This window comes from Sphingomonas gilva (genome assembly GCF_003515075.1).
GTDB classification, from domain to species: domain Bacteria; phylum Pseudomonadota; class Alphaproteobacteria; order Sphingomonadales; family Sphingomonadaceae; genus Sphingomonas; species Sphingomonas gilva.
Genome location: NZ_QWLV01000002.1, coordinates 347137 through 369819, shown reverse-complemented (window position 1 = coordinate 369819; position 22683 = coordinate 347137). Strand labels below are relative to the sequence as shown.

Annotated in this window: 20 protein-coding genes; 11 read left to right on the top strand and 9 right to left on the bottom strand. The window is 65.0% G+C overall.

The genetic code is table 11. From position 1 onward, the window contains the following. The first annotated feature begins 319 nt into the window (after window positions 1-319). Window positions 320-1906, top strand: a complete 1587-nt coding sequence (locus tag D1610_RS06405) for an MFS transporter (protein ID WP_245942016.1) — start codon at window positions 320-322, stop codon at window positions 1904-1906. A 113-nt stretch (window positions 1907-2019) separates the two neighbouring features. Continuing rightward, complete coding sequence (katG, locus tag D1610_RS06400; protein WP_118863305.1) at window positions 2020-4248, top strand: catalase/peroxidase HPI; 2229 nt, start codon at window positions 2020-2022, stop codon at window positions 4246-4248. A gap of 214 nt (window positions 4249-4462) precedes the next feature. Here katG and D1610_RS06395 read toward each other — a convergent pair whose 3' ends face one another. Beyond that, a complete protein-coding gene (locus D1610_RS06395) occupies window positions 4463-4723 on the bottom strand; it encodes a hypothetical protein (protein WP_118863304.1) in 261 nt (86 codons plus the stop codon). 219 nt (window positions 4724-4942) lie between these two features. Between D1610_RS06395 and rplQ the strand changes: the two genes are divergently transcribed. The 3 genes from rplQ (at window position 4943) to D1610_RS06380 (ending at window position 8468) form a co-directional block, all read left to right on the top strand. Further along, entirely contained in the window at window positions 4943-5365 is a 423-nt protein-coding gene (gene rplQ / locus D1610_RS06390) for a 50S ribosomal protein L17 (protein WP_118863303.1), read from the top strand. Window positions 5366-5703: 338 nt separating this feature from the next. Beyond that, window positions 5704-7815, top strand: coding sequence for a prolyl oligopeptidase family serine peptidase (locus D1610_RS06385; RefSeq protein ID WP_245942015.1), 2112 nt, complete (start codon window positions 5704-5706; stop codon window positions 7813-7815). 62 nt (window positions 7816-7877) lie between these two features. Beyond that, window positions 7878-8468: a hypothetical protein gene (locus D1610_RS06380; protein ID WP_147414275.1), complete on the top strand. Its 591-nt coding sequence runs from the start codon at window positions 7878-7880 to the stop codon at window positions 8466-8468. 114 nt (window positions 8469-8582) lie between these two features. Here the strand turns inward: D1610_RS06380 and D1610_RS06375 are convergent, their stop codons facing one another. The 7 genes from D1610_RS06375 to D1610_RS06345 all read right to left on the bottom strand — a co-directional run bounded on the left by D1610_RS06375 (window position 8583) and on the right by D1610_RS06345 (window position 13334). Then, window positions 8583-8852, bottom strand: coding sequence for a hypothetical protein (locus D1610_RS06375; protein WP_118863300.1), 270 nt, complete (start codon window positions 8850-8852; stop codon window positions 8583-8585). Window positions 8853-8877: 25 nt separating this feature from the next. Further along, on the bottom strand, window positions 8878-9588 hold the full coding sequence (locus D1610_RS06370) for a DUF899 domain-containing protein (RefSeq protein ID WP_118863299.1): 711 nt from the start codon (window positions 9586-9588) through the stop codon (window positions 8878-8880). Beyond that, a complete protein-coding gene (locus D1610_RS06365) occupies window positions 9585-10058 on the bottom strand; it encodes an SRPBCC family protein (RefSeq protein ID WP_118863298.1) in 474 nt (157 codons plus the stop codon). The genes D1610_RS06370 and D1610_RS06365 overlap by 4 nt, the downstream gene beginning before the upstream one ends. Beyond that, a complete protein-coding gene (locus tag D1610_RS06360) occupies window positions 10055-10384 on the bottom strand; it encodes an ArsR/SmtB family transcription factor (protein ID WP_118863735.1) in 330 nt (109 codons plus the stop codon). Before D1610_RS06360 ends, D1610_RS06365 begins: the two co-directional genes overlap by 4 nt. Before the next feature lie 230 nt (window positions 10385-10614). Next, entirely contained in the window at window positions 10615-11109 is a 495-nt protein-coding gene (locus tag D1610_RS06355) for an SRPBCC family protein (RefSeq protein WP_118863297.1), read from the bottom strand. Further along, a complete protein-coding gene (locus D1610_RS06350; protein WP_118863296.1) occupies window positions 11106-11447 on the bottom strand; it encodes an ArsR/SmtB family transcription factor in 342 nt (113 codons plus the stop codon). Before D1610_RS06350 ends, D1610_RS06355 begins: the two co-directional genes overlap by 4 nt. Before the next feature lie 75 nt (window positions 11448-11522). After that, window positions 11523-13334 (bottom strand): hypothetical protein, encoded by a 1812-nt coding sequence (locus tag D1610_RS06345; RefSeq protein ID WP_147414274.1) that lies wholly within the window; start codon window positions 13332-13334, stop codon window positions 11523-11525. Between the two features lie 299 nt (window positions 13335-13633). Here D1610_RS06345 and D1610_RS06340 point away from each other — a divergent pair, with 299 nt between their 5' ends. From D1610_RS06340 to D1610_RS17590, 3 genes are all read left to right on the top strand, one after another. Next, window positions 13634-14470 (top strand): response regulator, encoded by an 837-nt coding sequence (locus tag D1610_RS06340; RefSeq protein ID WP_118863294.1) that lies wholly within the window; start codon window positions 13634-13636, stop codon window positions 14468-14470. A gap of 48 nt (window positions 14471-14518) precedes the next feature. Continuing rightward, window positions 14519-16078 carry a glutamine-hydrolyzing GMP synthase gene (guaA, locus tag D1610_RS06335; protein WP_118863293.1) on the top strand — a complete coding sequence of 520 codons (1560 nt, stop codon included), beginning with the start codon at window positions 14519-14521 and terminating at the stop codon, window positions 16076-16078. Between the two features lie 293 nt (window positions 16079-16371). Then, complete coding sequence (locus D1610_RS17590) at window positions 16372-16590, top strand: Arm DNA-binding domain-containing protein (RefSeq protein ID WP_425453203.1); 219 nt, start codon at window positions 16372-16374, stop codon at window positions 16588-16590. Window positions 16591-16737: 147 nt separating this feature from the next. Here D1610_RS17590 and D1610_RS17355 read toward each other — a convergent pair whose 3' ends face one another. Further along, window positions 16738-16836 (bottom strand): hypothetical protein, encoded by a 99-nt coding sequence (locus D1610_RS17355; protein WP_245942053.1) that lies wholly within the window; start codon window positions 16834-16836, stop codon window positions 16738-16740. Between the two features lie 285 nt (window positions 16837-17121). Here D1610_RS17355 and D1610_RS06320 point away from each other — a divergent pair, with 285 nt between their 5' ends. The 3 genes from D1610_RS06320 to D1610_RS06310 are packed head-to-tail and all read left to right on the top strand — an operon-like array spanning window position 17122 to window position 22661. Beyond that, window positions 17122-17700 carry a type IV toxin-antitoxin system AbiEi family antitoxin domain-containing protein gene (locus D1610_RS06320; protein WP_245942014.1) on the top strand — a complete coding sequence of 193 codons (579 nt, stop codon included), beginning with the start codon at window positions 17122-17124 and terminating at the stop codon, window positions 17698-17700. Further along, window positions 17693-18577: a nucleotidyl transferase AbiEii/AbiGii toxin family protein gene (locus tag D1610_RS06315; RefSeq protein ID WP_118863291.1), complete on the top strand. Its 885-nt coding sequence runs from the start codon at window positions 17693-17695 to the stop codon at window positions 18575-18577. The genes D1610_RS06320 and D1610_RS06315 overlap by 8 nt, the downstream gene beginning before the upstream one ends. 40 nt (window positions 18578-18617) lie before the next feature. Then, entirely contained in the window at window positions 18618-22661 is a 4044-nt protein-coding gene (locus D1610_RS06310; protein ID WP_118863290.1) for a DEAD/DEAH box helicase, read from the top strand. Window positions 22662-22683: the final 22 nt, after the last annotated feature.

Below are 22683 nucleotides of genomic sequence, written 5' to 3'. Positions count from 1 at the left end.
GCGCAAGCTATTCGCCGCCTCGGCGATCACCACGGCCGGCGGGGCCGAGAGGCGCCGGCCGACGACGCGGCTTTGCCGCGTCGCCCCCTCCACCGTCCTTCGGACGGTCCCCCTCCCCCGCTGCGCGAGGGAGGATCTGCGAGCCACAATGTGGACCGACTCGCAATTTGCCCTCCGTTCAGTGGAAATCGAAAAAGGGGCGGGCCGCGCATGCGGGCCGCCCCTTCTCCTATTCAAGGGCCTTCACACCCTTTGCAATCGCGTTGCTCTGCTCAGCCTCATGTGTGAATGAGGCGGCTTCGCTTCGGGGGCAGCTCATTTGAACGCAACGACCATCGCATTCGCCGACCGCCGGCTATGGGCATTCGTGATCGGGGTGATCGCGGTGACGATCGGGGTGGTGCTGCACCTGCCGATGTTCTGGATGGGCCGATCGATGGGCTTCCGCATGGCCGGGATGCCGATGGATCCGGGCATGATCGCGGGCATGTGGATGATCATCGGCGGGGTGGGCGTCGCCGCCTACGGCCTCTTGCCCAAGAACCTGTCGAAGCAGATGGCGGCGTCCGGCGAGCTGGTGGTCGCGGCGCCCGAGGACGCGCCGCTTTCCTGGGCGCATTGGCGGCTGATGCTGGTGCTGGTGGTCGCGCTCGTCATCGACATCATGAAGCCGGCGAGCCTGGGCTTCACCATACCCGGCATGGTGGGTGAGTACGGCGTGCCGCGCGAGACGGTGTCGCTGGTGCCGTTCTTCGCGCTGGTGGGCACCGTGGTCGGATCGTTCGTCTGGGGCGTGGTCGCCGACATCTATGGGCGCAAGGCTTCGATCCTCTTGTCCGCGGTGATGTTCGTCGGCACCTCGATCTGCGGGGCGATGCCCTCGCTCGCCTGGAACATCGGCATGTGCTTCATGATGGGCGCGGCGGCGGGCGGGATGCTGCCCGTCACCTATGCGCTGCTCGCCGAGATGATGCCGAGCCGGCATCGGGGGTGGAGCCTGGTGCTGGTCGGCGGGCTGGGCGCGGTCGGCGGCTATGCCGCGGCGAGCCTGATCGCCGCCTGGCTGGAGCCGATCTTCAGCTGGCGCATCCTGTGGCTGGCCAACCTGCCGAGCGGGCTGCTGCTGGTGGTGCTGGGCGGGCTGATCCCCGAATCGGCCAAGTTCCTGATGGCGCGCGGGCGGACCGAGGAAGCGCGCCGGGTGATGGCGGTGTTCGGATCGAAGGTGAAGAAGGTCGCGGCGGGCGAGGTCGCCGCGGCGGCGCGCGGCAAGGCGCCGCCGCTTTCGGGCCGCGCCTTCACCGGCAAGCTGGTCGCGCTGAGCTTGGTTGCGGTGTGTTGGGGGTTGGTCAATTTCGGGTTGCTGCTGTGGTTACCGGTCGAGCTGGTCGCGCGCGGGTACAGCATGGAGGTGTCGAGCGGGCTGCTCGCCGCGTCGGCGCTGATCGCGCTGCCGACGGTGTTCCTCGTCGCGTGGATCTACAGCGCGTGGAGCACCAAATATTCGCTGATCGCATCGATCGCGGTGACGCTCGCGGGGCTGGCCGGCGTGCTGTGGCTGGCGAGCACGATCGGCGGCAGCCCGGTGTTGCCCGTCGCGCTGCTGATCATCGGCAGCAACGGCATCATCGCGATGCTGCTGCCCTATGCCGCCGAGAGCTTCCCCCTGCGCATCCGCGGGCGCGCGACCGGGTGGATCGCGGCGTGCAGCAAGCTGGGCGGGGTGTTCGCGCAGGCGCTGAGCATCCTCGCGATCATCCCGACGCTGGGCGCCACCGCCTGGATGATCGCGGCGCCGACGGTGCTGTCGCTGCTGCTGGTATGGCGCTACGGCAAGGAGACGCGCGGGCGCGACCTGCGCGACCTCGATCCCGACGGGCACGTGTTCGACAAATCGGGCTATTGACGGCTTCGTCTGATCGATTTTCCAGCACTCACTGACGAAGACAAGTCGTTTCCGTCGGCGTGTCTCTGGCCTAACCTGCGGGAACATATTCCCGAGGAAGAGGACCTGAGACGATGGACGCAAGGACAGGCGACCCGCTGAACTGCCCGATGAAGGAGCCGGCCGCGCTCCGGTCGCTGTTGGGGCGGACCAACCGCGACTGGTGGCCCAACCAGCTGTCGCTGGAGATCCTCCACCAGCACGGGCTGTCGGGCAATCCGATGGGCGACGATTTCGATTATGCCAAGGCGTTCAAGTCGCTCGACTATGAAGCGGTCAAGCGCGACCTCCACGCGCTGATGACCGACAGCCAGCCCTGGTGGCCGGCCGATTACGGGCATTACGGGCCGTTCTTCATCCGCATGGCGTGGCATTCGGCGGGCACCTATCGCACCGCCGACGGGCGCGGCGGCGGTTCCTCGGGCAACCAGCGCTTCGCCCCGCTCAACAGCTGGCCGGACAACGCCAATCTCGACAAGGCGCGCCGCCTGCTGTGGCCGGTCAAGGCGAAGTACGGCCGCAAGCTGAGCTGGGCGGACCTGATGATCCTGGCCGGCAACGTCGCGATCGAATCGATGGGCGGACCGGTGTTCGGCTTCGGCGGCGGGCGCGAGGACATCTTCGAGCCAGAGCGCGACGTCTATTGGGGCACCGAGGAGCAATGGGTCGGCCATCCCGAGAACCAGACCCGCATCCAGCCCGAGCGCGAGATGGTGCTCGAAAGCCCGCTCGCGGCGATCCAGATGGGGCTGATCTACGTCAACCCGGAAGGGCCGGGCGGCAATCCCGACCCGCTCCAGTCGGCCCGCGACATCCGCGAGACCTTTGCGCGGATGGCGATGAACGACGAGGAGACCGTCGCGCTGACCGCGGGCGGGCACACCTTCGGCAAGTGCCACGGCGCGGGCGACGCGTCCAAGGTAGGGGCCGAGCCCGAGGGTGCGGACATCGCGCAGCAGGGCCTTGGCTGGCAGAGCGGGCATGAGAGCGGGGTGGGCGATCACACCATCACCAGCGGTCTGGAAGGGGCATGGACGCCGACGCCGACCAAATGGGACATGAGCTTTTTCCACATGCTGCTCGATTATGAGTACGAGCTGGTGCGCAGCCCCGCGGGCGCGCAGCAGTGGCAGCCGGTCGACCAGAAGCCCGAGGACATGGCGCCCGGAGCGCACAGCCCCGACAAGCGGCTGCCGACGATGATGACCACCGCCGACATGGCGTTCAAAATGGACCCGGAATATCGCAAGATATCCGAGCGCTTCCGCGACAATCCCGATCAGTTCGCCGACGCCTTCGCGCGCGCCTGGTTCAAGCTGACCCATCGCGACATGGGCCCGAAGGTGCGCTATCTGGGCCCCGACGTGCCGGCGGAGGACCTGATCTGGCAGGACCCGGTCCCGGCGGTCGACCACCCGCTGGTGGACGCGGGCGACGTCGCCGACCTGAAGAAGCGCATCCTCGATTCAGGGCTGAGCGTCGGCGAGCTGGTGCGGACGGCCTGGGCCTCCGCCTCCACCTTCCGCGGATCGGACAAGCGCGGCGGCGCCAACGGCGCGCGCATCCGCCTGGCGCCGCAGAAGGACTGGGAGGTCAACCAGCCCGACGAGCTCGCCCGCGTGCTGAAGGCCTATGAGGGCATCAAGGCCGATTTCGACGGCGCGGCGTCGGGCGGCAAGAAGGTGAGCATCGCCGACCTGATCGTGCTGGGCGGCGCGGTGGGCGTGGCCAAGGCGGCCAGGGACGCCGGGCACGACATCGACGTGCCGTTCACGCCCGGACGGACGGACGCCACCGCGGAACAGACCGACGCCGACAGCTTCGACGTGCTCGAGCCCAAGGTCGACGGCTTCCGCAACTATCTGCAGGTCGCGTTCAACGTGCCGACCGAGGAGCTGCTGGTCGACCGTTCGCAGCTGCTGGGCCTGAGCGCCCCCGAGATGACCGTGCTGGTGGGCGGCCTGCGCGTGCTGGGCGCCAACCATGGCGGGTCGAAGCATGGCGCGCTGACCGACCGGCCGGGGACGCTGACCAACGACTTCTTCGTCAACCTGCTCGACATGGGCACGGCGTGGAAGGAGGTGGACGACCGCGGCGACGAGGTGTTCGTCGGCACCTGCCGCAAGACCGACGAGGAGAAGTGGACGGCGACGCGCACCGATCTCGCCTTCGGCTCCAACTCGCAGCTCCGCGCGCTGTCGGAGGTCTATGCGGCGGAGGACGCGGGCAGGAAGTTCGCGGACGATTTCGTCGCGGCGTGGACCAAGGTGATGAACGCCGACCGGTTCGACCTGGTGCGGTGACGGCTGGGGAGGCGGTGATTCGGGGGGGACCCCCTCTCAACTTCGTGCCCCTCTCAACTTCGCCTAGCGAGCAAGCTCGCAAGTCTTCGTATCTCTCCCCTAAAGGGGAGAGAGTTTTGCGCCCCCTCTCTCCCCTTTAGGGGAGAGATACGGAGCCTTGGGGCAACGCCCCTAGGCGCAGTTGAGAGGGGGCCTTGCCGCAGCCGCGGACGGATCAATCGCGCTTTCGCGTCGCGTCGGTCACGTCCTGATCGTGGCCGCTCTTGTCGCTGAAGAAGGCGGCGGCGAACAGGCCGCAGCCGAGCATCACCGAGAGGAACACGCCGAGGATCGTCGCCGCGACCATGTGCACGGTAAGCGGGCCGATGAGCGACAGCGCCCATAGCGCGCCGATCACCGTCAGCACGGCGATGACGGCGACCAGCATCATCACCCGGCGGAATTCGCGCGCGGCGGTCTTTCTGTCCTGGGGCATGGCTTGCCCTTAGCAGTTCCGCGCGGCGCGGCAAAGCAAGCGTTGCTTCCCGCCGCCAACGCCCGGCTTGACTCGGGCGGCGGTTTGCGCTTGTAGCGGCGGCGAACGGCGGGGGCCTTTGGCTTGCCGCCTTTTCTGTTGGGCTTTGGGCGGTGGCCCGTTCGCACCGCCTGGCGGGACGTACCTGAAACGGCGTCCCGACGAACGAAGGAAGAAGACATGCGTCATCGTGTAGGCGGCCGCAAGCTGCAGCGCACCTCCAGCCACCGCGCGGCGCTGTTCCGCAACATGGCGGCGGCCCTCATCAAGCATGAGCAGATCACCACCACCACCGCCAAGGCGAAGGAGCTTCGCCCCTATGTCGAGAAGCTGGTGACGCTCGCGAAGAAGGGCGGCCTTTCCAACCGCCGCCTGGCGCACGCCCGCCTGCTCGACGATGCGCAGCTGGTCAAGTTGTTCGACGTGCTGGCCGATCGCTATTCGGGCCGCAACGGCGGCTATACCCGCATCATCAAGGCCGGCATCCGCGCCTCCGACGCGTCGCCGATGGCGATCATCGAGTTCGTCGACCGCGATGTTTCGGCGAAGGGCCAGGATTCGGGCCCGGTCGAGCAGTATGACGAGGTCGACGAGGCCGCCTGAGGGCGGGCCGCGCAACGGACCTTTGCGCTGAAGTATCGAAAGGGGCCTCGCGGCGACGCGGGGCCTTTTTTCGTTGGGGGAGGGCCGACGAGCTGCTTCGATAGGGGCCCTGCTTCGATACGAGCCCTCGATACGCGCTGGCGCGCTACTCGGTCTCTACTCAGCATGAGCGGGGTGGGGGGGATGGAGAGGCATTCGAGATGGCCGGTACGTCCCGCAATGGCACTTGTCGTGGCGCGCGCGGCTGATAGGCTTTGCGCTTCTTTCCCGTTATGGCCGGAGTGATCCACTTGCGCCCCATCGCCGTCCTTTTGTCCGTTCCGCTGTTCGCTCTCTCCATGCCCGCATTGGGCCAGACGTCCGAAAGTGCCGCCGCCATGCCGACCACGCCGAGCTATCCCAAGTCCGAGCGCGGGACGGTGAGCGAGGAGCTGTTCGGCAGGACCGTCGCCGACCCCTATCGCTGGCTCGAGAACGACGTGCGCGAGGACCCCAAGGTCGCGGCGTGGGTGGCGGCGCAAAACAAGGTGACCGACGCCTATCTGAACGGCCTGCCGGGGCGCGACATCTTCAAGGCGCGGCTGACCGCGCTGTTCGATTACGAGCGCTTCGGCGTGCCGGTGCGCGAGGGCGGGCGTTACTTCTACCAGAAGAATGACGGGCTGCAGAACCAGTCGCCGCTCTACGTGCGCGACAGCGTGGAGGGCGCGGAGCGGCTGCTGATCGATCCGAACGGCTGGTCCGAGGACGGCGCGACCGCGCTTGGCGAATGGACGCCGTCCAAGGACGGATCGAAGCTGCTCTACGCCATCCAGGACGGCGGCAGCGACTGGCGGACATTGAAGATACTCGACGTCGCCAGCGGCCAGGTGCTGGCCGACGAGGTGAAGTGGGTGAAGTTCTCCGGCCTCGCCTGGGCGAAGAACGGCAGCGGCTTCTTCTATTCGCGCTTCCCCGAGCCGAAGGAGGGCGAGACCTTCCAGCAGCTGAACATCAACCAGGCGGTCTATTTCCATGCGCTGGGCACGCCGCAGGAGAAGGACCGGCTGGTCTATGCGACCACCGACCGGCCCAAGCTCAACCATGTCGCCGAGGTGACCGACGACGGCAAATGGCTGGTGATCTATTCGTCCGAGGGGACCGACGACCGCTATGAGGTGACGGCGATCGACCTGACCGACCCGAAGATGGGACGCAAGATCGTCGCACGCGGACTGGAGCATAGCTGGAACCTGGCGGGATCGCAGGGCGACACCCTGTTCTTCGTCACCGATCTGGACGCGCCGCGGCGGCGGATCGTCTCGATCGACATCGCCAGCCCGGGGCGGGTGATGCGCGAGATCGTCGGGCAGGATCAGGCGGTGCTCGACGGCGCGAGCATCGTCGGCGACACGCTGCTGGCGAGCTACATGGTCGACGTGAAGTCCGCGGTGCGGCGCTACAGCCTCGCCGGCAAGCGGCTGGGCGAGGTGGCGCTGCCGGGGATCGGATCGGCGAGCGGCTTCGGCGGCGAGGCGGGCGAGCCCGAGACCTTCTTCGCCTTCACAAGCTTCGACCGGCCGACGACGATCTACCGCTACGATTCGGCGACCGGCGAGGCGGATGTGTGGGCCGCGCCCAAGGTGGCGTTCGACCCGGAGGCTTACGCCGTCGAGCAGATCTTCTATGCGTCGAAGGACGGGACGAAGGTGCCGATGTTCATCGTGCGCCGGAAGGACCTGCCCAAGGGGCCGGCGCCGACCCTGCTCTACGGCTATGGCGGGTTCAACATCTCGCTGACCCCGGCCTTCTCCGCCTCGCGCATCGCCTGGATGGAGCAGGGCGGCGTGCTTGCGGTCGCCAATATCCGCGGCGGCGGCGAATATGGCAAGGACTGGCACAATGCCGGGCGGCTGGCGAGCAAGCAGAACGGCTTCGACGATTTCATCGCCGCGGCGGAGTATCTGATCGCCGAAGGGATCACGGCGAAGGACAAGCTCGCCATCCAGGGCGGATCGAACGGCGGATTGCTGGTCGGCGCGGTGGTCAACCAGCGGCCCGACCTGTTCGCGGTCGGGCTGCCCGCGGTGGGCGTGATGGACATGCTGCGCTTCGACCGCTGGACGGCGGGGCGCTACTGGGTCGACGATTACGGCCATCCGGGGAAGGCGGAGGATTTCGCCACGCTCCTCGCCTATTCGCCCTATCACAACATCAAGGGCGGCAAGGACTATCCGGCGATCCTGGTGACCACCGCCGACACCGACGACCGCGTCGTCCCCGGCCATTCGTTCAAATACACCGCCGCGCTGCAGGCGGCGAAGGCGGGCCCCAGACCGCACCTGATCCGCATCGAGACGCGCGCGGGCCACGGCGCGGGCAAGCCGACCGACAAGATCATCGAGGAAACCGCCGATGTGTGGGCGTTCGCGGCGAAGAACACGGGGCTTGACGTGAAGGCGGTGAAGTAGGGCGGTTCATCGCGCCGACAGCGGGGCGGGCGTAGCATCCCGCCAACCGATGGAGTGAAGCGATGCGTGGATTGCGGGCAGCGACGGCGGCGGTGGCGCTCACCGCGATGACGATGACTTCGGCGCCTGCGTTCGCCGACGGGCCCGGCCGCTGGCGGCATCACCGGCATCATGACGGCGGCCTGGACGTCGGCGCGCTGATCGGCGGGCTGGCGGTGGTCGGCGCGGGTGCGGCGCTGATCGGCGCGGTCAACCGGTCCGAGCAGCGGCGCTATGACGACCGCTATGCGCCACCGCCTCCACCGCCGCCGCCCGAGGACGATTATGGCTGGCGCGATGGCGACGGCTATGCCGACGACCGCTACGATGACGACGGCGGGTGGAATCCGGCGGCGGTGGAGAGCGAGGACCGCGCGGTCGATGTCTGCGCGATTTCGGCCGAGCGCCAGGGCCGCGAATATGCCGACAGCGCGCGGGTGGTGGACATCGTCGATGTCGATCGCGACGCGCGCGGCTGGGTGATCGACGGGACGGTCGAGCTGACCAACGGCTATCGCGACGCCGCGCGCGAGGAGGCGCGCTTCCGCTGCGCGGTGACCTTCGCGGGGCTGAGCGACGTGCGGATCGACGGGTTCGACACCGCCGGGCGGTAGGGGGGCGGCGAATGGGCTGGCCCCCTCTCAACCGCGACTGGCCAGCGAGCTGGCAAGTCTTCGTATCTCTCCCCTGAAGGGGAGAGAGGTCTTTGGCGGAATCCTCTCCCTCCTTCAGGGGGGCGATAATCCGCATGGGGCTTGGCGCGTTCGCGCGCGGCGCGTCGACAGCCGCCTTAGCCACGGCGCGGCGTGGAAGACGCTCATCAGGGCATACATCAGCGCCATTCTGCCGAACGGCGACGCACCGTGCGCGGCCGAGCAGAGCATGTCCGCCGGACCGCCGCCAAGGGTCGCCGTCAGCAGCGCCATGAGCGCGAAGGTGGGCGAGGCGGCCAGGACAAGCCAGCCGGCGGCTCGCCCGGCGACAGGATCTTCGCTCATGCTTTCGCTCCTGATTGCATATCTCCTACTCGCGATCGGGCTCCGTTTCTCCGGTGTCGTGCCAGACCCACCAGTCGTAGGGCGGGGTCTGGGGATAGCCGCCGGGTGAATCCTCCCACGATTCCTGGCGGCCGAGCGCGGTGATATCGAGATAGTTCCAGGTGTTCCCCATCTGCTCGTCGCCGCGGCCGCCGGTGGTGGAATAGGTGCGGAACACCTGGTCGCCGTCGCGGATGAACGCGTTGGTGGCGTGCCATTCGTCCACGCCGAAATCGGCGTCGAAATCGTCGGTCAGGGTGTACCAGGGGATGTGATCCCAGCCCATCCGCGCCTTCAGCCGCTCGATGTCCGCCAGCGGGGCGCGCGAGACGAAGGCGAGACTGGTGTCGCGGGCGTTCAGATGCGCGGGATGGGCGACCTGATCGGCCACCATCGAGCAGCCGATACAGGCCTGCTCTGGCCAGCGGCCCACGCCGGGTTGGAAAAAGGCGTGATAGACGATCAGTTGCCGCCGGCCCTGGAACAGGTCGAGCAGGCTCAGATCGCCGTCGGGGCCGATGAACGCATAGGCCTTTTCGACGGCCAGCCACGGCATCCGCCGGCGTTCGGCGGCAAGCGCGTCGCGCGCGCGGGAATGGGCCTTCTCCTTCACGAGCAACCGCTCGCGCGCGGCCTCCCATTGCTCCGCCGACACCACCGGCGGATGCGTTTCGGGCAATTGCCGATGCATGGTCATTGCTCCTTTTGCTCCCCGGCGATCGAGCCGATGCGCGGGACGACCTCAGACCAGCCGCCGCTCATGTTACGGTAGGCGCTGTCGTTCCGCGGCAGGACGAAGCCGGAATGGACGAGGCGCAGCCGCGTGCCGCCCTCGGCCCGCTCCAGCGTGAAGGTGACGACCGTGTCGAGCCGCGAGCCGTAGCCGGCATTGGCCTCGTGCCCGCCCTTCCATGCGTAGACGAAGCGCTGGTTGGGGACGACCTCGAGAACCTCGCAGTGGATCGTGCCGTCCCATTCGCCGGCGGGCGTGGTTCGATAGGTGAAGCGGTTGCCCACCACCGGCTCGAAGCCCGCCGGCGTCATGCCCAGCCAGCGCGCCATCAATTCGCCCGTGGTGAGCGTTTTCCAGATGACTTCCGGGGCGTGCGGGAACACCTCGTCGACCGCGATCTCGCGTGATCGGCCTTGCAGGGCGGCATCGTTCATGGGTCGATCTCCTTCAACAGGGTGCGCAGATTGCCGAACCGCTCGCGCCAAAAGGCGTCGTAATGGCTCAGCCAGTCGAACAGCGGGGCAAGGCCGCCAGGCGCCGCGCGGTAATAGACGTTGCGCCCCTCGGGACGCTCGGCGACGAGGCCGGCCTGCTTCAGCGATTTGAGGTGCTGCGAGACCGCGCCCTGCGTCACCCCGCTGGCGCGGGTGAGGTCGCGCACGTTGATCTCTTCGGCGCTGGCGATGCGCTCGAACACGGCGCGCCGGGTCGGATCGGCGAGCGCGCGCATGACGGCATCGATGCTGGCGGCCTGGATCATGACCATTGTATTAGCGTGAGCTAATTCATTAGTCAATGCTAATTGATCTGATTTTATAGGCGACGGCGAATCGCCGTCCCCTCTCAACTGCGACTAGGGCGCTGTGCGCCCAAGTCTTCGTATCTCTCCCCTGAAGGGGAGAGAGGTTTTTTGCCGGGATCCTCTCTCCCCTTCAGGGGAGAGATGCGAAGCCTTGCCGGCTAGGCGCAGTTGAGAGGGGGCCTTTTCGCTCAGCCCTTGAGGGTCGCCGCGACCTCGCCGAGCTGGTCGGCGCAGGTGCCCCAGCCTTCGTGGAAACCCATGTCCGCATGGGCCTTTGCGCCTTCGGGCGTCGTGTGCATGGCGAGGACGCGGTAATGCGTCCTGCCGTCGCCGGCGTCGCTGAAGGTCAGCACCGCGGTGAAGATCAGGCCGCCGCATTCCTCGCCGTCGGGCGCGTTGGGCCGCCAGCCGCCGGCGAGCGCGGTGGTCCAGACGATCTTCTCGCCCTCGACGATCTCGAGGAAACAGCCCTCGCCCTTGTCGCCGGTGTCGAAATCGTCCGGGCCGATCATGCGTGCGCGGAATTTGCCGCCGGGGCGCAGGTCCATCTCGACCTCGGTCGTCTCATAGGGCTTGGGCGCCCACCACTTCCTCAGATGCTCGGGCGTGGTCCACGCCCGCCACACCAGATCGCGCGGGGCGTTGAGCGTGCGTTCGAGGGTGAGATCGGTGTCCTTGCTCATTCGGGGCTCTCCTTCTTCATGATTTCGAGATAGGATTCGAGACGGTCGGTGCGGCCCTCCCACAGCGCGCGCTGCTCGGCGATCCAGCCTTCGGCGGCGGCGAGCGCGTTCGGGCGGAGGCGGCAGGTGCGGACGCGGCCGGATTTCTCGGTGGTGACGAGACCGCTCGACTCCAGCGCCTTCAGATGCTGCAACACCGCGGGCAAGCTGATCGTAAGCGGCCGCGCCAGTTCGCTGACCGACGCAGGACCACGGCTGAGCCGCGCCAGCATCCCGCGGCGCGTGGGATCGGCAAGCGCCTGGAAGGTGGTGTCGAGATGGGGAAAATGGTTAGGCATGAGCTTAAGTATTGTGGCGACAGGCATGCCGCAAGCGATAGTTTATTGCCTGCTTAACTTTATGCGCCCAGCCGTTCAGATCGCGATGCGAACGCCCAGCCCGAAGCGCCAGAACCAGCTATCGCCGGTGGCGATGGCGGTGGTCAGACCGTCGAAAAACACCTGATCGCCCGAGTTTGGATTGAACACCGCGCCGACCTCCGACAGATAGCGCGCCGATCCGCCGGCGAGCAGCGAGACGCCGGGCGCGAGGTTAAACTCGATCGCCGCGCCGGCTTCACCGAGGAAGCCGAAGCCATCGTCCGTATCCTCGATCGCGATGGTGAAGTCCTGGTCCGCCGCCGGACAGAAATTGCACAGATTGCGTTCGGTCGAATCGAGCTCCGCATTGCGGTGATATCCGCCGGCCGAGCCGGTGAGATGGCCCGTGACGTCGCCGCCGAAAGGCACAGCGAGGCGGCCGCGCAGACCCAGCGCGTAGTAGCTTTCGTCGAGCTCCTGCAGCCGGTCCTGGCTGAATTCAAAGACGAATTCGCCGCCGCCCGAATAGGCGGCCGATCCCCGATAGGTGGCCGAGCGGGCCATGAAGGCGCCAAAAATGTCGAGCACGGCACGCGCGTCGTCCATCGGATCGCGCCACTCGGCCTCGGCGGGCGTGGTCGGCAGGCTGAATATCTGGCTGGTGGTGAGCGGGATGCTGAAATCGAATATGAAGAGCGACGTATCGACGCCCATCGTGCCCGAGAGGCCGAACGGCGTGCCGATCCCGGAACTTCCGCTTTCTGACAGGGCGCCGTAGGGGACACCCGAATCGACGCCCTGATTGCCGGGAATGTCGAACGCGCCTTCCGCCTCGCCCTCGCTATAAGAGGCGCCGAGGCGAACGCTGGTTCCGCCGACGAGGATGTCGAGCGCGGCGCCGACGCCGAAGGTGCGCACGGTTTCATCGCTGGTCGTGGCGAATTCGTCGGGCGCCTCGCCGAGCGCGCCATCGCGGCGGAAGCCGATGCCGGCCGCCGGGGTGCCCGTCTCGCCGACAAACAGGCCGATCGAGGCGCCGGAATACCAGCGCGCTTCGATCTCCGCATCATTCAGTTCCGCTTCGATCTCGGCCCTGGGGCGAAAGCCTGCTGGCCGAGCGCCGAACTCCCGCTCGTAGAGATCCGCCATTGTGGCGTCCTGCAATTCCTCGCGCAGATTTTGAAGGCGCACGCTTTGGGCGACCGCCGCGCAGGCCTCGGCGGCGGCGCGGGTGGTATCGAACGTGGGGCGAGGATACCATTCTTCGGGCTCGTCGTCGGCGCGCGCCTCAGCGGCGAGGACGGCGGCGGCGAAGGGCGGTGGCACGGCGCGCAGCGCGGTGCGGCAGCCATCGGCGTCGCGGGCGACGCCGGCATCGCCGATCTCGTCGAGGATGTCTTCGACCGGACGGGTGGTGATGCGGGCCGCTCCCGGCTCGGCCATCCGGCGGAGCTGAAGATAACGCGCGCGCGCGGCGGTTTCGATCAGCATCGCCTCGAGCGGATCGGGCAAGGGTGGCGGGGGCGACGGCGGCGACGGCGTCGCGCTGCCGACGGTCCCCTGCGCCTGGCCCTCGCAATCGACCAGAATGGCGCGCCACCCCCGGAGCATCGCCTGCATATAGGCATCGCCATCGGCAGCCTCTTCCGCATTGACCGTGGCGAATTCGGCCGCCGCGGCGGCAGCCTGGGCGACATCGCGCATTTCACGGGCGAGCGCCTCGTATTCGGCGAGCGCCGCACGCATCGCCGCTGGATCGCAAGGGTTCTGGCGCGTCCGCATCGTGTGGCGGCCGATCATGACATCGCCGTTCGCCTTGTGCAGGCCCTGCCGCACCTGATGTTCGCGCTTTGAGAAATCAGCCATGAATTCCGACTGTATCGGTTGCTGCGCCCATGCGGGCGCGGGCGCCAAGGCGAGGAGCAGGATCGCCGCCCCCGACATGACCGTGAATCGAGATTGCCTTGTCATTGCCGCCTCCCCAGTGTGGCGATGACGGCATCGATGCCATCCGCAACACACCCATCGCGCCTCATCCGCTGGCGGACCGGTAGGCAATGCGGGCGGACCAGGTCTTTCCCGAATCCTGAAAAGTTATGAAATCGTGCCTCGCGGCGCGTCTCGACTCCGCTCGATACCGGCGGTAAAATGGCAAGGGGGAACGCATGGACGGCTGCGTGACGCGCTTTGGGCAGGTCGAGTTCGACGCCGCGCGCGGCAGGCTGTCGGTTGCGAGCCGGCGCGTCGAACTCGATCGCGCCTGCCTGGCCATCTTTTCCGTCCTGCTGAGCGAAGCGGGCAAGGATATCGACAAGGACCGCCTGCTCGAAGCGGGCTGGCCCGGCCGAATGGTCCACGAGAACTCGCTGGCCAAGGCGATAGTTCGGCTGCGGCAGGCGCTCGGCGAGGATGCCAGGGCGCTGGAGACGGTCCACGGCTATGGTTACCGGCTGGCGGTGGACCCCGAGCATGTCGGCGCATCGGAGCCGGAGCGCGTGCCGGGTCCCCGCCGGCCCCGCCGCGCCGCTCTCGCCCTTGCAGCCGTCGGGCTGATCGGGCTTGTGGTCCTGGGCGCGCACAGCGCCCAGGAGCGGCGCCTGATCAAGGGCGAGCCGGCCGATGCGATCGGACGCGTGCTGTGGGTGGACGACCATCCGCAGAACAACGCCGAGGAAAGGCGATTTCTGGAAAGCCGCAAGATCGCCGTTTATCAGGTCACGAGCAGCAAGGACGCACTGGCGCTGCTGGCGATGTACGAATACGACGCGGTGATTTCCGACATGAATCGCAACGACAATCCGCTGGCAGGTCTCGAACTGGTCAAGGAAATGCGCGGGCGCAATGACGACACGCCATTTTTCGTTTACACCGTCGTACCGTCCGCAGCGCAATACACACTCGTCTCCGAAGCCGGCGGCCAAAGTGCAACGGTTACGTCTGACGAGCTTTATGCAGCGATAATGCCGATTTTTGGCAAGGGCGGGGCGCAAGGGGCGCAGTGAGCCCGGTCACGGCTGGACAGGGCCGCGCCCGCTTTCTATCGGCCACCCATGACAGCCCAGCCCAGTGACACCATCCTGATCGTCGATTTCGGCAGCCAGGTGACCCAGCTGATCGCGCGCCGCGTGCGGGAGGCGGGGGTCTATTCGGAGATCGCGCCGTTCAGCGCCGCCGACGAGGCGTTCGACCGGCTGCGGCCCAAGGGCATCATCCTGTCCGGAAGCCCGGCCTCGGTGCCCGAGGAGGGCAGTCCGCGCGCGCCCGGCCGCTTCTTCGCGGCGGGCGTCCCGGTGCTCGGCATCTGCTACGGCCAGCAGGTGATGATGGAGCAGCTGGGCGGCAAGGTCTCGGTCGGCGATTCGGGCGAGTTCGGGCGGGCCTTCATCACCATCGATGAGCGCTGCCGGCTGTTCGACGGGCTGTGGGCGGAGGGCGAAACGCACCAGGTGTGGATGAGCCATGGCGACAAGGTGACCGAGATCGCGCCCGGCTTCCGCATCGTCGCGACCAGCCCGGGCGCGCCGCTGGCCGTGATCGCCGACGACGAGCGGCGTTTCTACGGCATGCAGTTCCACCCCGAGGTGGTCCACACGCCCGACGGGGCGCGGCTGATCGCCAATTTCGCGCGCCACGTCTGCGGCCTCGCCGGCGACTGGACGATGGCCGAGTTCCGCGCCGCCAAGATCGCGGAGATCCGCGAGCAGGTGGGGAAGGGCCGGGTGATCTGCGGGCTTTCCGGCGGGGTCGATTCGGCGGTGGCGGCGGTCCTGATCCACGAGGCGATCGGCGAGCAGCTGACCTGCGTATTCGTCGATCACGGGCTGATGCGCGCCGGCGAGGCGGACCAGGTCGTCTCCCTCTTCCGCAACCACTACAACATCCCGCTGGCGCATGTGGCGTGCGAGACCCTGTTCCTCGAGGGGCTGAAGGGGGTCACCGATCCTGAGGCCAAGCGCAAGTTCATCGGCAAGACCTTCATCGACGTGTTCGAGGCCGAGGCGAAGAAGATCGGCGGGGCGGAGTTCCTGGCGCAGGGCACGCTCTACCCGGACGTGATCGAGAGCGTGAGCTTCACCGGCGGGCCTTCCGTCACGATCAAGAGCCACCACAATGTCGGCGGGCTCCCTGAGCGGATGAACATGAAGCTGGTCGAGCCGCTGCGCGAGCTGTTCAAGGACGAGGTGCGCGACCTGGGACGCGAGCTGGGGCTGTCCGAAGCGTTCGTCGGGCGGCATCCCTTCCCCGGCCCGGGCCTCGCCATCCGCATCCCCGGCGAGGTGACCAAGGAGCGCTGCGACATATTGCGCAAGGCCGACGCGATCTATCTCGACGAGATCAGGAACGCCGGGCTGTACGACGCGATCTGGCAGGCTTTCGCGGTGTTGCTGCCGGTCAAGACCGTGGGGGTGATGGGCGACGGCCGGACCTATGATTCGGTATGCGGGCTGCGGGCGGTGACGAGCACCGACGGGATGACGGCGGACGTCTACCCGTTCGACGCCGGTTTCCTGACGCGCGTGGCGACGCGGATCGTCAACGAGGTGAAGGGTATCAACCGGGTGGTGTATGATTACACCTCGAAGCCGCCGGGGACGATCGAGTGGGAATGATTCTGGCCTATCCGAGCGTATCCAAAACTACGCTAGGATACGATGTAAGTCTTTGATAAAAATAAATATTCCTTCCGGTATCTGTCGATACCTATCGGTAGGCAGAGATCGCGGTCGTCGGCCCCGCTGACGGTCCTTGCCCATATTGATCACAGTGAAATTTGAAAGTACCGTCAGGGGAGATGAGGCTCCTGACGGTACTTTTTTCACGCTAAGCTACTGACAATAAGCAGTTCTTTCCGACGAGAGCCCCCCAAAACCGCGTGACGGTACTTTTTTGGAGGTGGCATACCATGTTGACGGACGCAGCGATCAAGGCACTGAAACCCAAAGAGAAAATGTACAAGGTGACGGACCGAGACGGCATGTATGTGCGCGTCGCGCCATCGGGAGCTCTATCGTTCAGGCTGGACTATCGGCTTAATGGACGACGGGAGACAGTCTATCTCGGCAAATATGGGAAGAGATCGACTTCGAAAACGCCGTTTGGACAATTCCCAAGGAGCGCATGAAGCGGTCGAAGGCGCACAACGTCTATCTGTGCCGCCAAACACTCGACATCATGATTGCGCTCAAGACTTGCGCTGGCAACTCCCGCTATCTGCTGCCTTCGCGCTACGACGCCGATGCTCCGATGTCTCGAGCGACGTTCAACCGTGTCACCTATTCGGTTGTGGAACAGGCCAAACAAGATGGGCCCACACGACGCACCTGGGTGAAAGAGCGAACCGACGGGGAAACTCGCCACGCTGCTCCATTTCATAAATGGTACTGTCCGCCAGCCAAACCAGGAGGACTTCATCGAGATTCTTGCGCGCGGCGGCGAGGTGACCCGCGTATTGCTGAGCCCGCTTGTGCTGGATCTCTCCGCTATGGGGCTACGTCAGGCACCCGAACCGGCCGCCCCGGATTGTCGCGGTGCCCCACAGTTTCCCCTTCCCCTTGAGCAAACGGGGTGATACAAATCCTCGGATAATAGATGCCACACTCCGAGCCTACGTATCGTGCCCGAAACCGCGTCCCAGCGCCACATTGCTCACTCCGTGCTCAAGGCGCGCGGTATTGCGCGTCTTGCCGAGCTGCGGGCGGCGGGAGTGACCGCGGCAACGATGAGCCGCATGGAGCGGGATGGCGAGGTGCTCCGACTTGCGCGTGGGCTTTATCAACTCCCTGATGCGCCGCTCGACGCGCATCACAGTCTGGCCGAGGCAGCGAAACGGGTGCCTAAGGGTGTGGTCTGCCTCGTCTCGGCCCTCGCGTTCCATCAACTTACCGATCAGCTCCCAAGGCAGGTATGGATCGCCATCGGCCAAAAGGATTGGGCTCCCAAGGGTGATGGGGCGCCAGTTCGGCTCGTGCGCTTCACGGATCGCCTCCTTAAGGAAGGCGTCGAATCCCACACTGTCGAAGGGGTGCCCGTGAAGGTATTTGGGGTCGCCAAGACGGTCGCCGACTGCTTCCGGTATCGCAACAAGATCGGCCTGTCGGTGGCGATTGAGGGCCTCCAGGAGGCGCTGCGTCAACGCAAGACAACCGCTGGCGAAATCGTCAGGCAAGCCGAGCGAGGAGCGATCGCGACGGTCATTCGACCCTATCTCGAGGCGCTGACCGCCAATGGCTAAGGAGCTCAAGAATATCGGCGCTTCTGTGCGCGCCCGCCTCCTGCAGGTGGCCAAGGCAAGCGGCCAGAGCTTTGATCTTGTCCTAACGCGCTTTGCGCTCGAACGACTCCTCTTCAGGCTCAGCCAGTCACCGCATGCGGACCGCTTCGTTCTGAAAGGCGCGATGCTGATGATGAGTTGGTTTGAGGATCCACATCGCGGCACGCGTGACCTCGATCTGTTGGGGTTTGGCGACCCTGAACCTGAGGCGATGCTCGCGACATTTCGGGACATTCTGACGCTCAACGATGATGATGGTGTGGAATTTGACGTCGGCGCTCTTCGCGTCGATCGCATTCGCGAAGAGCTCGAATATGGCGGGCTGAGGCTGCGAACAACCGCCTCGATCAGCGGCGCCAGGATCAATCTGACGATCGACATCGGCTTCGGTGATGCGATGGAACCCGGCGCGGAGATGCTCGACTATCCCACCATGTTGGCGTTTCCCGCACCGCGTCTGCGTGCGTACGCGCGCGAAACTGTTATTGCTGAGAAGTTTCAGGCGATGGTCGAGCTTGGACGCGCGAACAGTCGCATGAAGGATTTCTACGACATCTGGATCCTCAGCAAGTCATTCGATTTCGCCGGCGACAGGCTCGCCCGCGCGATCGCTGCAACGTTTGCCCGGCGCGAGACAGCGGTTCCTGTCGATTTGCCTGATGCACTAACGCCGGCGTTCGCCAACGATGAACAAAAACAGCGACAGTGGAACGCCTTTGTCAGGGATGTTTCCGCTAATCCGGGAAGCTTGGAAGATGTCGTGACCAGCTTGGCTGATTTTCTGATGCCGCACGCTATACAAGCGCGCTCTTCAAATAATAATGGTTCAAAGTTGTAATTCAGATATTTCCTTTGGAGATGACTGAAGAGGGGGGCTCGTGGATATATTCGATCTCGATCAAGCATTGATAGAGCGATACGAATCGTTCGCGCGCTCCTTTTCGGAGATCCACGCGCCGGAAATCCGCGCTCAGGTCGATGCTGCATATAATGAGCAGCGTTTTTGGCCAGAGCCCCTCATTACCATCAATCCGCATTTCGAGGCCGGTCATTCTATTGACCAGCTTGTCGCTCAAGGTGTGTTGGATCCGGCCCTCAGCAAGATATTCGCCGGCGGTCCTGACCGGGCGCCGATCAAGCTTCACCGCCACCAGGAGCGTGCTGTCGCGAAAGCGCGCAATGGTGAGAGTTTCATCGTCACAACCGGTACAGGGTCCGGAAAATCGCTCTGCTTCTTCTTGCCGATCGTCGATGCAGTCGTGCGCGCGCGGCGCGCAGGCGAGGCGCAGCGGACGCGCGCGATCATCATTTATCCCATGAACGCGTTGGCCAACAGCCAACTTGAGGAGCTCGAAAAGTTCATCGGCGGCTCAGGGGTCGAAGAGGAGTTACGCCCGACCTTCGGCCGCTATACAGGCCAAGAGAGCGATGCGGATCGACAAGCCATCGCCAAGGCCAAGCCCGACATTTTGCTCACGAACTTCATGATGCTCGAATTGCTCATGACGCGTCAGGACGAGCTCGATCGCGCCGTCATCGCCAATGCGTGCGGCTTGGATTTCCTGGTGCTTGACGAATTGCACACCTATCGCGGCCGGCAGGGCGCAGACGTTGCGATGCTGGTGCGGCGCGTCAAGGACCGCCTCGTCAAAGAGGGCAAGCTGCTCTGCATCGGCACCTCGGCGACGATGTCGAGCGCGCAAGATGAGATCGAGCGAGCAAGTGCCGTTGCTCGTGTCGGCAAGCTCATTTTCGGGGAAGAACTGAGCCCGGCCTCGATCATCGACGAAAATCTTGCCCGGGCGACGGATCCTCGCATCAACAGCACAAGCCTCGGAGCAACACTCGTCGATGCGGTCCGGTCGCCAATCCCCACCGGGCTCAGGGACAAGGAGCTGTCCAGCAATCCGCTTGCCTGCTGGATCGAGACTGAAATTGGACTCGCTGAAGGCGAAAAGCTGCGTCGTCGCCCACCCATGACGTTGAGCGACGCGACCTCCAAACTGGCAGCTCAGACGAACATTCCCTCTGGGGAATGCAGGAACGCTCTTGCAGGAATGCTGTCTTTGATGGGGCGTCGCGAAGATCTTCGCGGCGGCATCAGCGATCGTGCATTTCTGGCGTTTAAGCTTCATCGCTTTATTTCCGGCGCGGGGCATGCCTACGCAACGATCGAACCTGCCACCAGCCGGCGTGTCGTGTTGGAAGGGCAGGTCTTCCACCCCTCCGATCCGAATGCGCGCCTATATCCGGTCTTCTTTTGCCGAGAATGTGGCCAAGAACACCATAGCGTGCGCATTGAGAATGCGCTCGATGGTCTCCGGGTTCTTGCGCGGGCCATCGACGAGCCGGCGAGTGAAGACCCAGAACCAGACGGCTCGCGAACCGGCTTCCTAATTCCCGCGGTCAATGCCGACTTTCAGTTCGGCGGCGCTGTTGCTGACTATCCGGACGATTGGCAGGAAACCACGCCGGCAGGCCAGGAACGCCTTAAAGGAGGGCACCGCGGCAAGCATGAGGGGCAACTCCTTTTTGTGAAGCCTGATGGGTCGCTGGGCGATGATGGGGTGCCAACCTGGTTCTTCAGCGGCAAATATCGTTTCTGCCCCCATTGCCGCCATCAGCCGCCTCAACAGGCACGCGACATCAACAAGCTCGCGGGCCTGTCGGCTGAAGGCCGCAGTTCGGCGACGACGCTCATCGTCTCGACCATCCTGGCTTGGATGGAGGCCGACGGAACGCTTGAGGAAAGCACGCGCAAGCTGCTGGGCTTCACAGACAATCGGCAAGATGCGGCTCTGCAGGCGGGGCATTTCAATGATTTCATTTTCGTCAGCTTGCTCCGTGGCGGTATCTTACTTGCCGTGCGGGACGCAGGCGAGAAGGGGCTCGCCGACGTTCGGTTCGGGGAGGCTGTTCGCAGGGCGCTTGGCTTCGATCTGGAGGAGTCTGAGCGGCTCTCCGATTGGATGGCCGACCCCCGCGTAAAGGGCTTCCACAACCGGCAGGCCGCCGAGGAAGTGTTGACGTCGATCCTGGCACATCGCGTATGGGCGGACCTTCGGAAGGGCTGGCGTTTCACAAACCCCAATCTCGAAGAAGCAGGCCTCGTGGAGGTGCGGTTTCCCGGACTGGGTGAGCTGGCGGCCGACGACGAAGAGTTCGCTGGAAATCCACGGCTGGCGGCCAGCACGCCCCAACTACGGGCCAGGCTCTTCACGCTGCTTTTCGACTATATGCGTCGCGGCCTTGCGATTGCCACCGAAGCGTTGGATCGGCAGCGGATTGTGCAGGTCGCCGAGACATCCAGAAATCACCTGCGCGATCCCTGGCTGATCGATCAAAACGAAGAACAGGAACTGCGGCAGGCAGGATTCCTGATGATTGATCCGCCGAGCAAGACGGAGATCAGCGCTGCGGAAGATGTACTGATTGTACGAGCGGGCTGGCGGACGGCTTTGGGTAAGGCCCTGCGCAGCAAGGATCTGTGGGGGGAGCCGCTTCCAGTCAAAGAGTATGACGATGTTATCGCCACGCTCCTGTGTGCGGCCGAAAACCACCAGGTCGTCCGGCGGGTGGTTACCGGCGGAGAAGCTCCTGCGTGGCGCCTGTCGTCGACCGCCTTGCGCCTCTTTCCAGCGACCAAGAGGGCCGATGGGAAACGCGAAAATCCATTTTTTCGGGCGCTCTACGAGGATGTCGCCGAGATGCTTGGGCAGGAAGGTAACTTGCCCTTCGCCTTCGAGGCTCGGGAGCACACCGCCCAAGTCGATCAAAAAGTTCGTGCTTGGCGCGAAGATCGGTTTCGGTTCGGGAAGTCAGATATCGAAAGGATTGCCCAGAATCGGGACGAAATGCGCCAGGAAGGCGAACCCGCCAGTTTCCTTCCGGCGCTCTTCTGTTCTCCGACGATGGAACTCGGCGTTGATATCAGCGCGCTGAACGCTGTCTTTCTTCGGAATGCACCGCCAACACCGGCAAATTACGTGCAGCGAGCCGGCCGTGCTGGCCGCAGCGGTCAAGCAGCGCTGGTCGTCACCTATTGTGCTGCGCAGTCCCCCCACGACCAATATTACTTCAACAACCGGCAGGGGCTTGTCGCGGGCGTGGTGAAGCCGCCAGCCCTCGATCTTGCCAATCGCGATCTGTTGCGGAGCCACCTCCATGCCGAATGGCTGGCGGCTGCCGTGGTGCCGCTGAAGCCGTCCATCCCTGAAAACTTGAACATGGCAACACCGGAGATGCCGATCTCCGATCCGATCCAAGCGGCGTTCGAAAAGCTTGCCGCAAGCGGAGCGGCAAAGCCTACGATGCGCCGCCTTCTTGATCAGACAGTCAGCGCGGTCGAGTTGGCCGACGCGCCGTGGCTGGCCGATATCGACGCCTTCGTCGATGAAACCAACCGGGAAGCCGCGCAGAATTTCGCAGGCAGCTTCAGTAGGTGGCGGGAGCTCTACCGAAGCGCACGCCGCGAGCAGGATGAGGCGCATCAAATCCAGCAGAAGACGTCCTTCAAACCGGGTGAACGCAAAGAGGCTGCGCGCCGGCATTTCCGGGCGACTGAAGAACTTGACATGCTCGAGCGTGGACAGGCTTCGAACGGTTCCGATTTTTACACTTATCGATATCTGGCGAGTCCTGCGCTGCTGAGGGCCTCGCACATGATCCCATGGTCCGATTGCACGACCGACGCACAGCGCCTCGACGTGCATAATGGACTTCTACTGTCCGCTCTGTGGGACGCCGCATTCGATGCGGGGCTGGTGACATTCGACGACGATGGCGCGATTTTAACCTCTCCTCAGTTGGAGGTCGCTGCGTATCAAGCGCTAGGTGTAGGAAAGACGCTACGGTTGGCACTACGGGACGAGCATCGGCCCTATCTAGCCTATCACCGTAACCACGTTTGGATGCAGAGATAGGCAAGGGAAGCGGAGCGCTCGC

What these genes read in the sequence shown, in the direction of transcription:
- D1610_RS06395 (WP_118863304.1), bottom strand. Translation starts at nt 4,723, where the DNA reads ATGCCCCAGGACAGAAAGACCGCCGCGCGCGAATTCCGCCGGGTGATG.
- D1610_RS06365 (WP_118863298.1), bottom strand. Translation starts at nt 10,058, where the DNA reads ATGAACGATGCCGCCCTGCAAGGCCGATCACGCGAGATCGCGGTCGAC.
- katG (WP_118863305.1), top strand. Translation starts at nt 2,020, where the DNA reads ATGGACGCAAGGACAGGCGACCCGCTGAACTGCCCGATGAAGGAGCCG.
- D1610_RS06380 (WP_147414275.1), top strand. Translation starts at nt 7,878, where the DNA reads ATGCGTGGATTGCGGGCAGCGACGGCGGCGGTGGCGCTCACCGCGATG.
- D1610_RS06375 (WP_118863300.1), bottom strand. Translation starts at nt 8,852, where the DNA reads ATGAGCGAAGATCCTGTCGCCGGGCGAGCCGCCGGCTGGCTTGTCCTG.
- D1610_RS06350 (WP_118863296.1), bottom strand. Translation starts at nt 11,447, where the DNA reads ATGCCTAACCATTTTCCCCATCTCGACACCACCTTCCAGGCGCTTGCC.
- rplQ (WP_118863303.1), top strand. Translation starts at nt 4,943, where the DNA reads ATGCGTCATCGTGTAGGCGGCCGCAAGCTGCAGCGCACCTCCAGCCAC.
- D1610_RS06370 (WP_118863299.1), bottom strand. Translation starts at nt 9,588, where the DNA reads ATGACCATGCATCGGCAATTGCCCGAAACGCATCCGCCGGTGGTGTCG.
- D1610_RS06360 (WP_118863735.1), bottom strand. Translation starts at nt 10,384, where the DNA reads ATGATCCAGGCCGCCAGCATCGATGCCGTCATGCGCGCGCTCGCCGAT.
- D1610_RS17590 (WP_425453203.1), top strand. Translation starts at nt 16,372, where the DNA reads ATGTTGACGGACGCAGCGATCAAGGCACTGAAACCCAAAGAGAAAATG.
- D1610_RS06345 (WP_147414274.1), bottom strand. Translation starts at nt 13,334, where the DNA reads ATGGCTGATTTCTCAAAGCGCGAACATCAGGTGCGGCAGGGCCTGCAC.
- D1610_RS06340 (WP_118863294.1), top strand. Translation starts at nt 13,634, where the DNA reads ATGGACGGCTGCGTGACGCGCTTTGGGCAGGTCGAGTTCGACGCCGCG.
- guaA (WP_118863293.1), top strand. Translation starts at nt 14,519, where the DNA reads ATGACAGCCCAGCCCAGTGACACCATCCTGATCGTCGATTTCGGCAGC.
- D1610_RS17355 (WP_245942053.1), bottom strand. Translation starts at nt 16,836, where the DNA reads ATGGAGCAGCGTGGCGAGTTTCCCCGTCGGTTCGCTCTTTCACCCAGG.
- D1610_RS06385 (WP_245942015.1), top strand. Translation starts at nt 5,704, where the DNA reads ATGCCCGCATTGGGCCAGACGTCCGAAAGTGCCGCCGCCATGCCGACC.
- D1610_RS06315 (WP_118863291.1), top strand. Translation starts at nt 17,693, where the DNA reads ATGGCTAAGGAGCTCAAGAATATCGGCGCTTCTGTGCGCGCCCGCCTC.
- D1610_RS06355 (WP_118863297.1), bottom strand. Translation starts at nt 11,109, where the DNA reads ATGAGCAAGGACACCGATCTCACCCTCGAACGCACGCTCAACGCCCCG.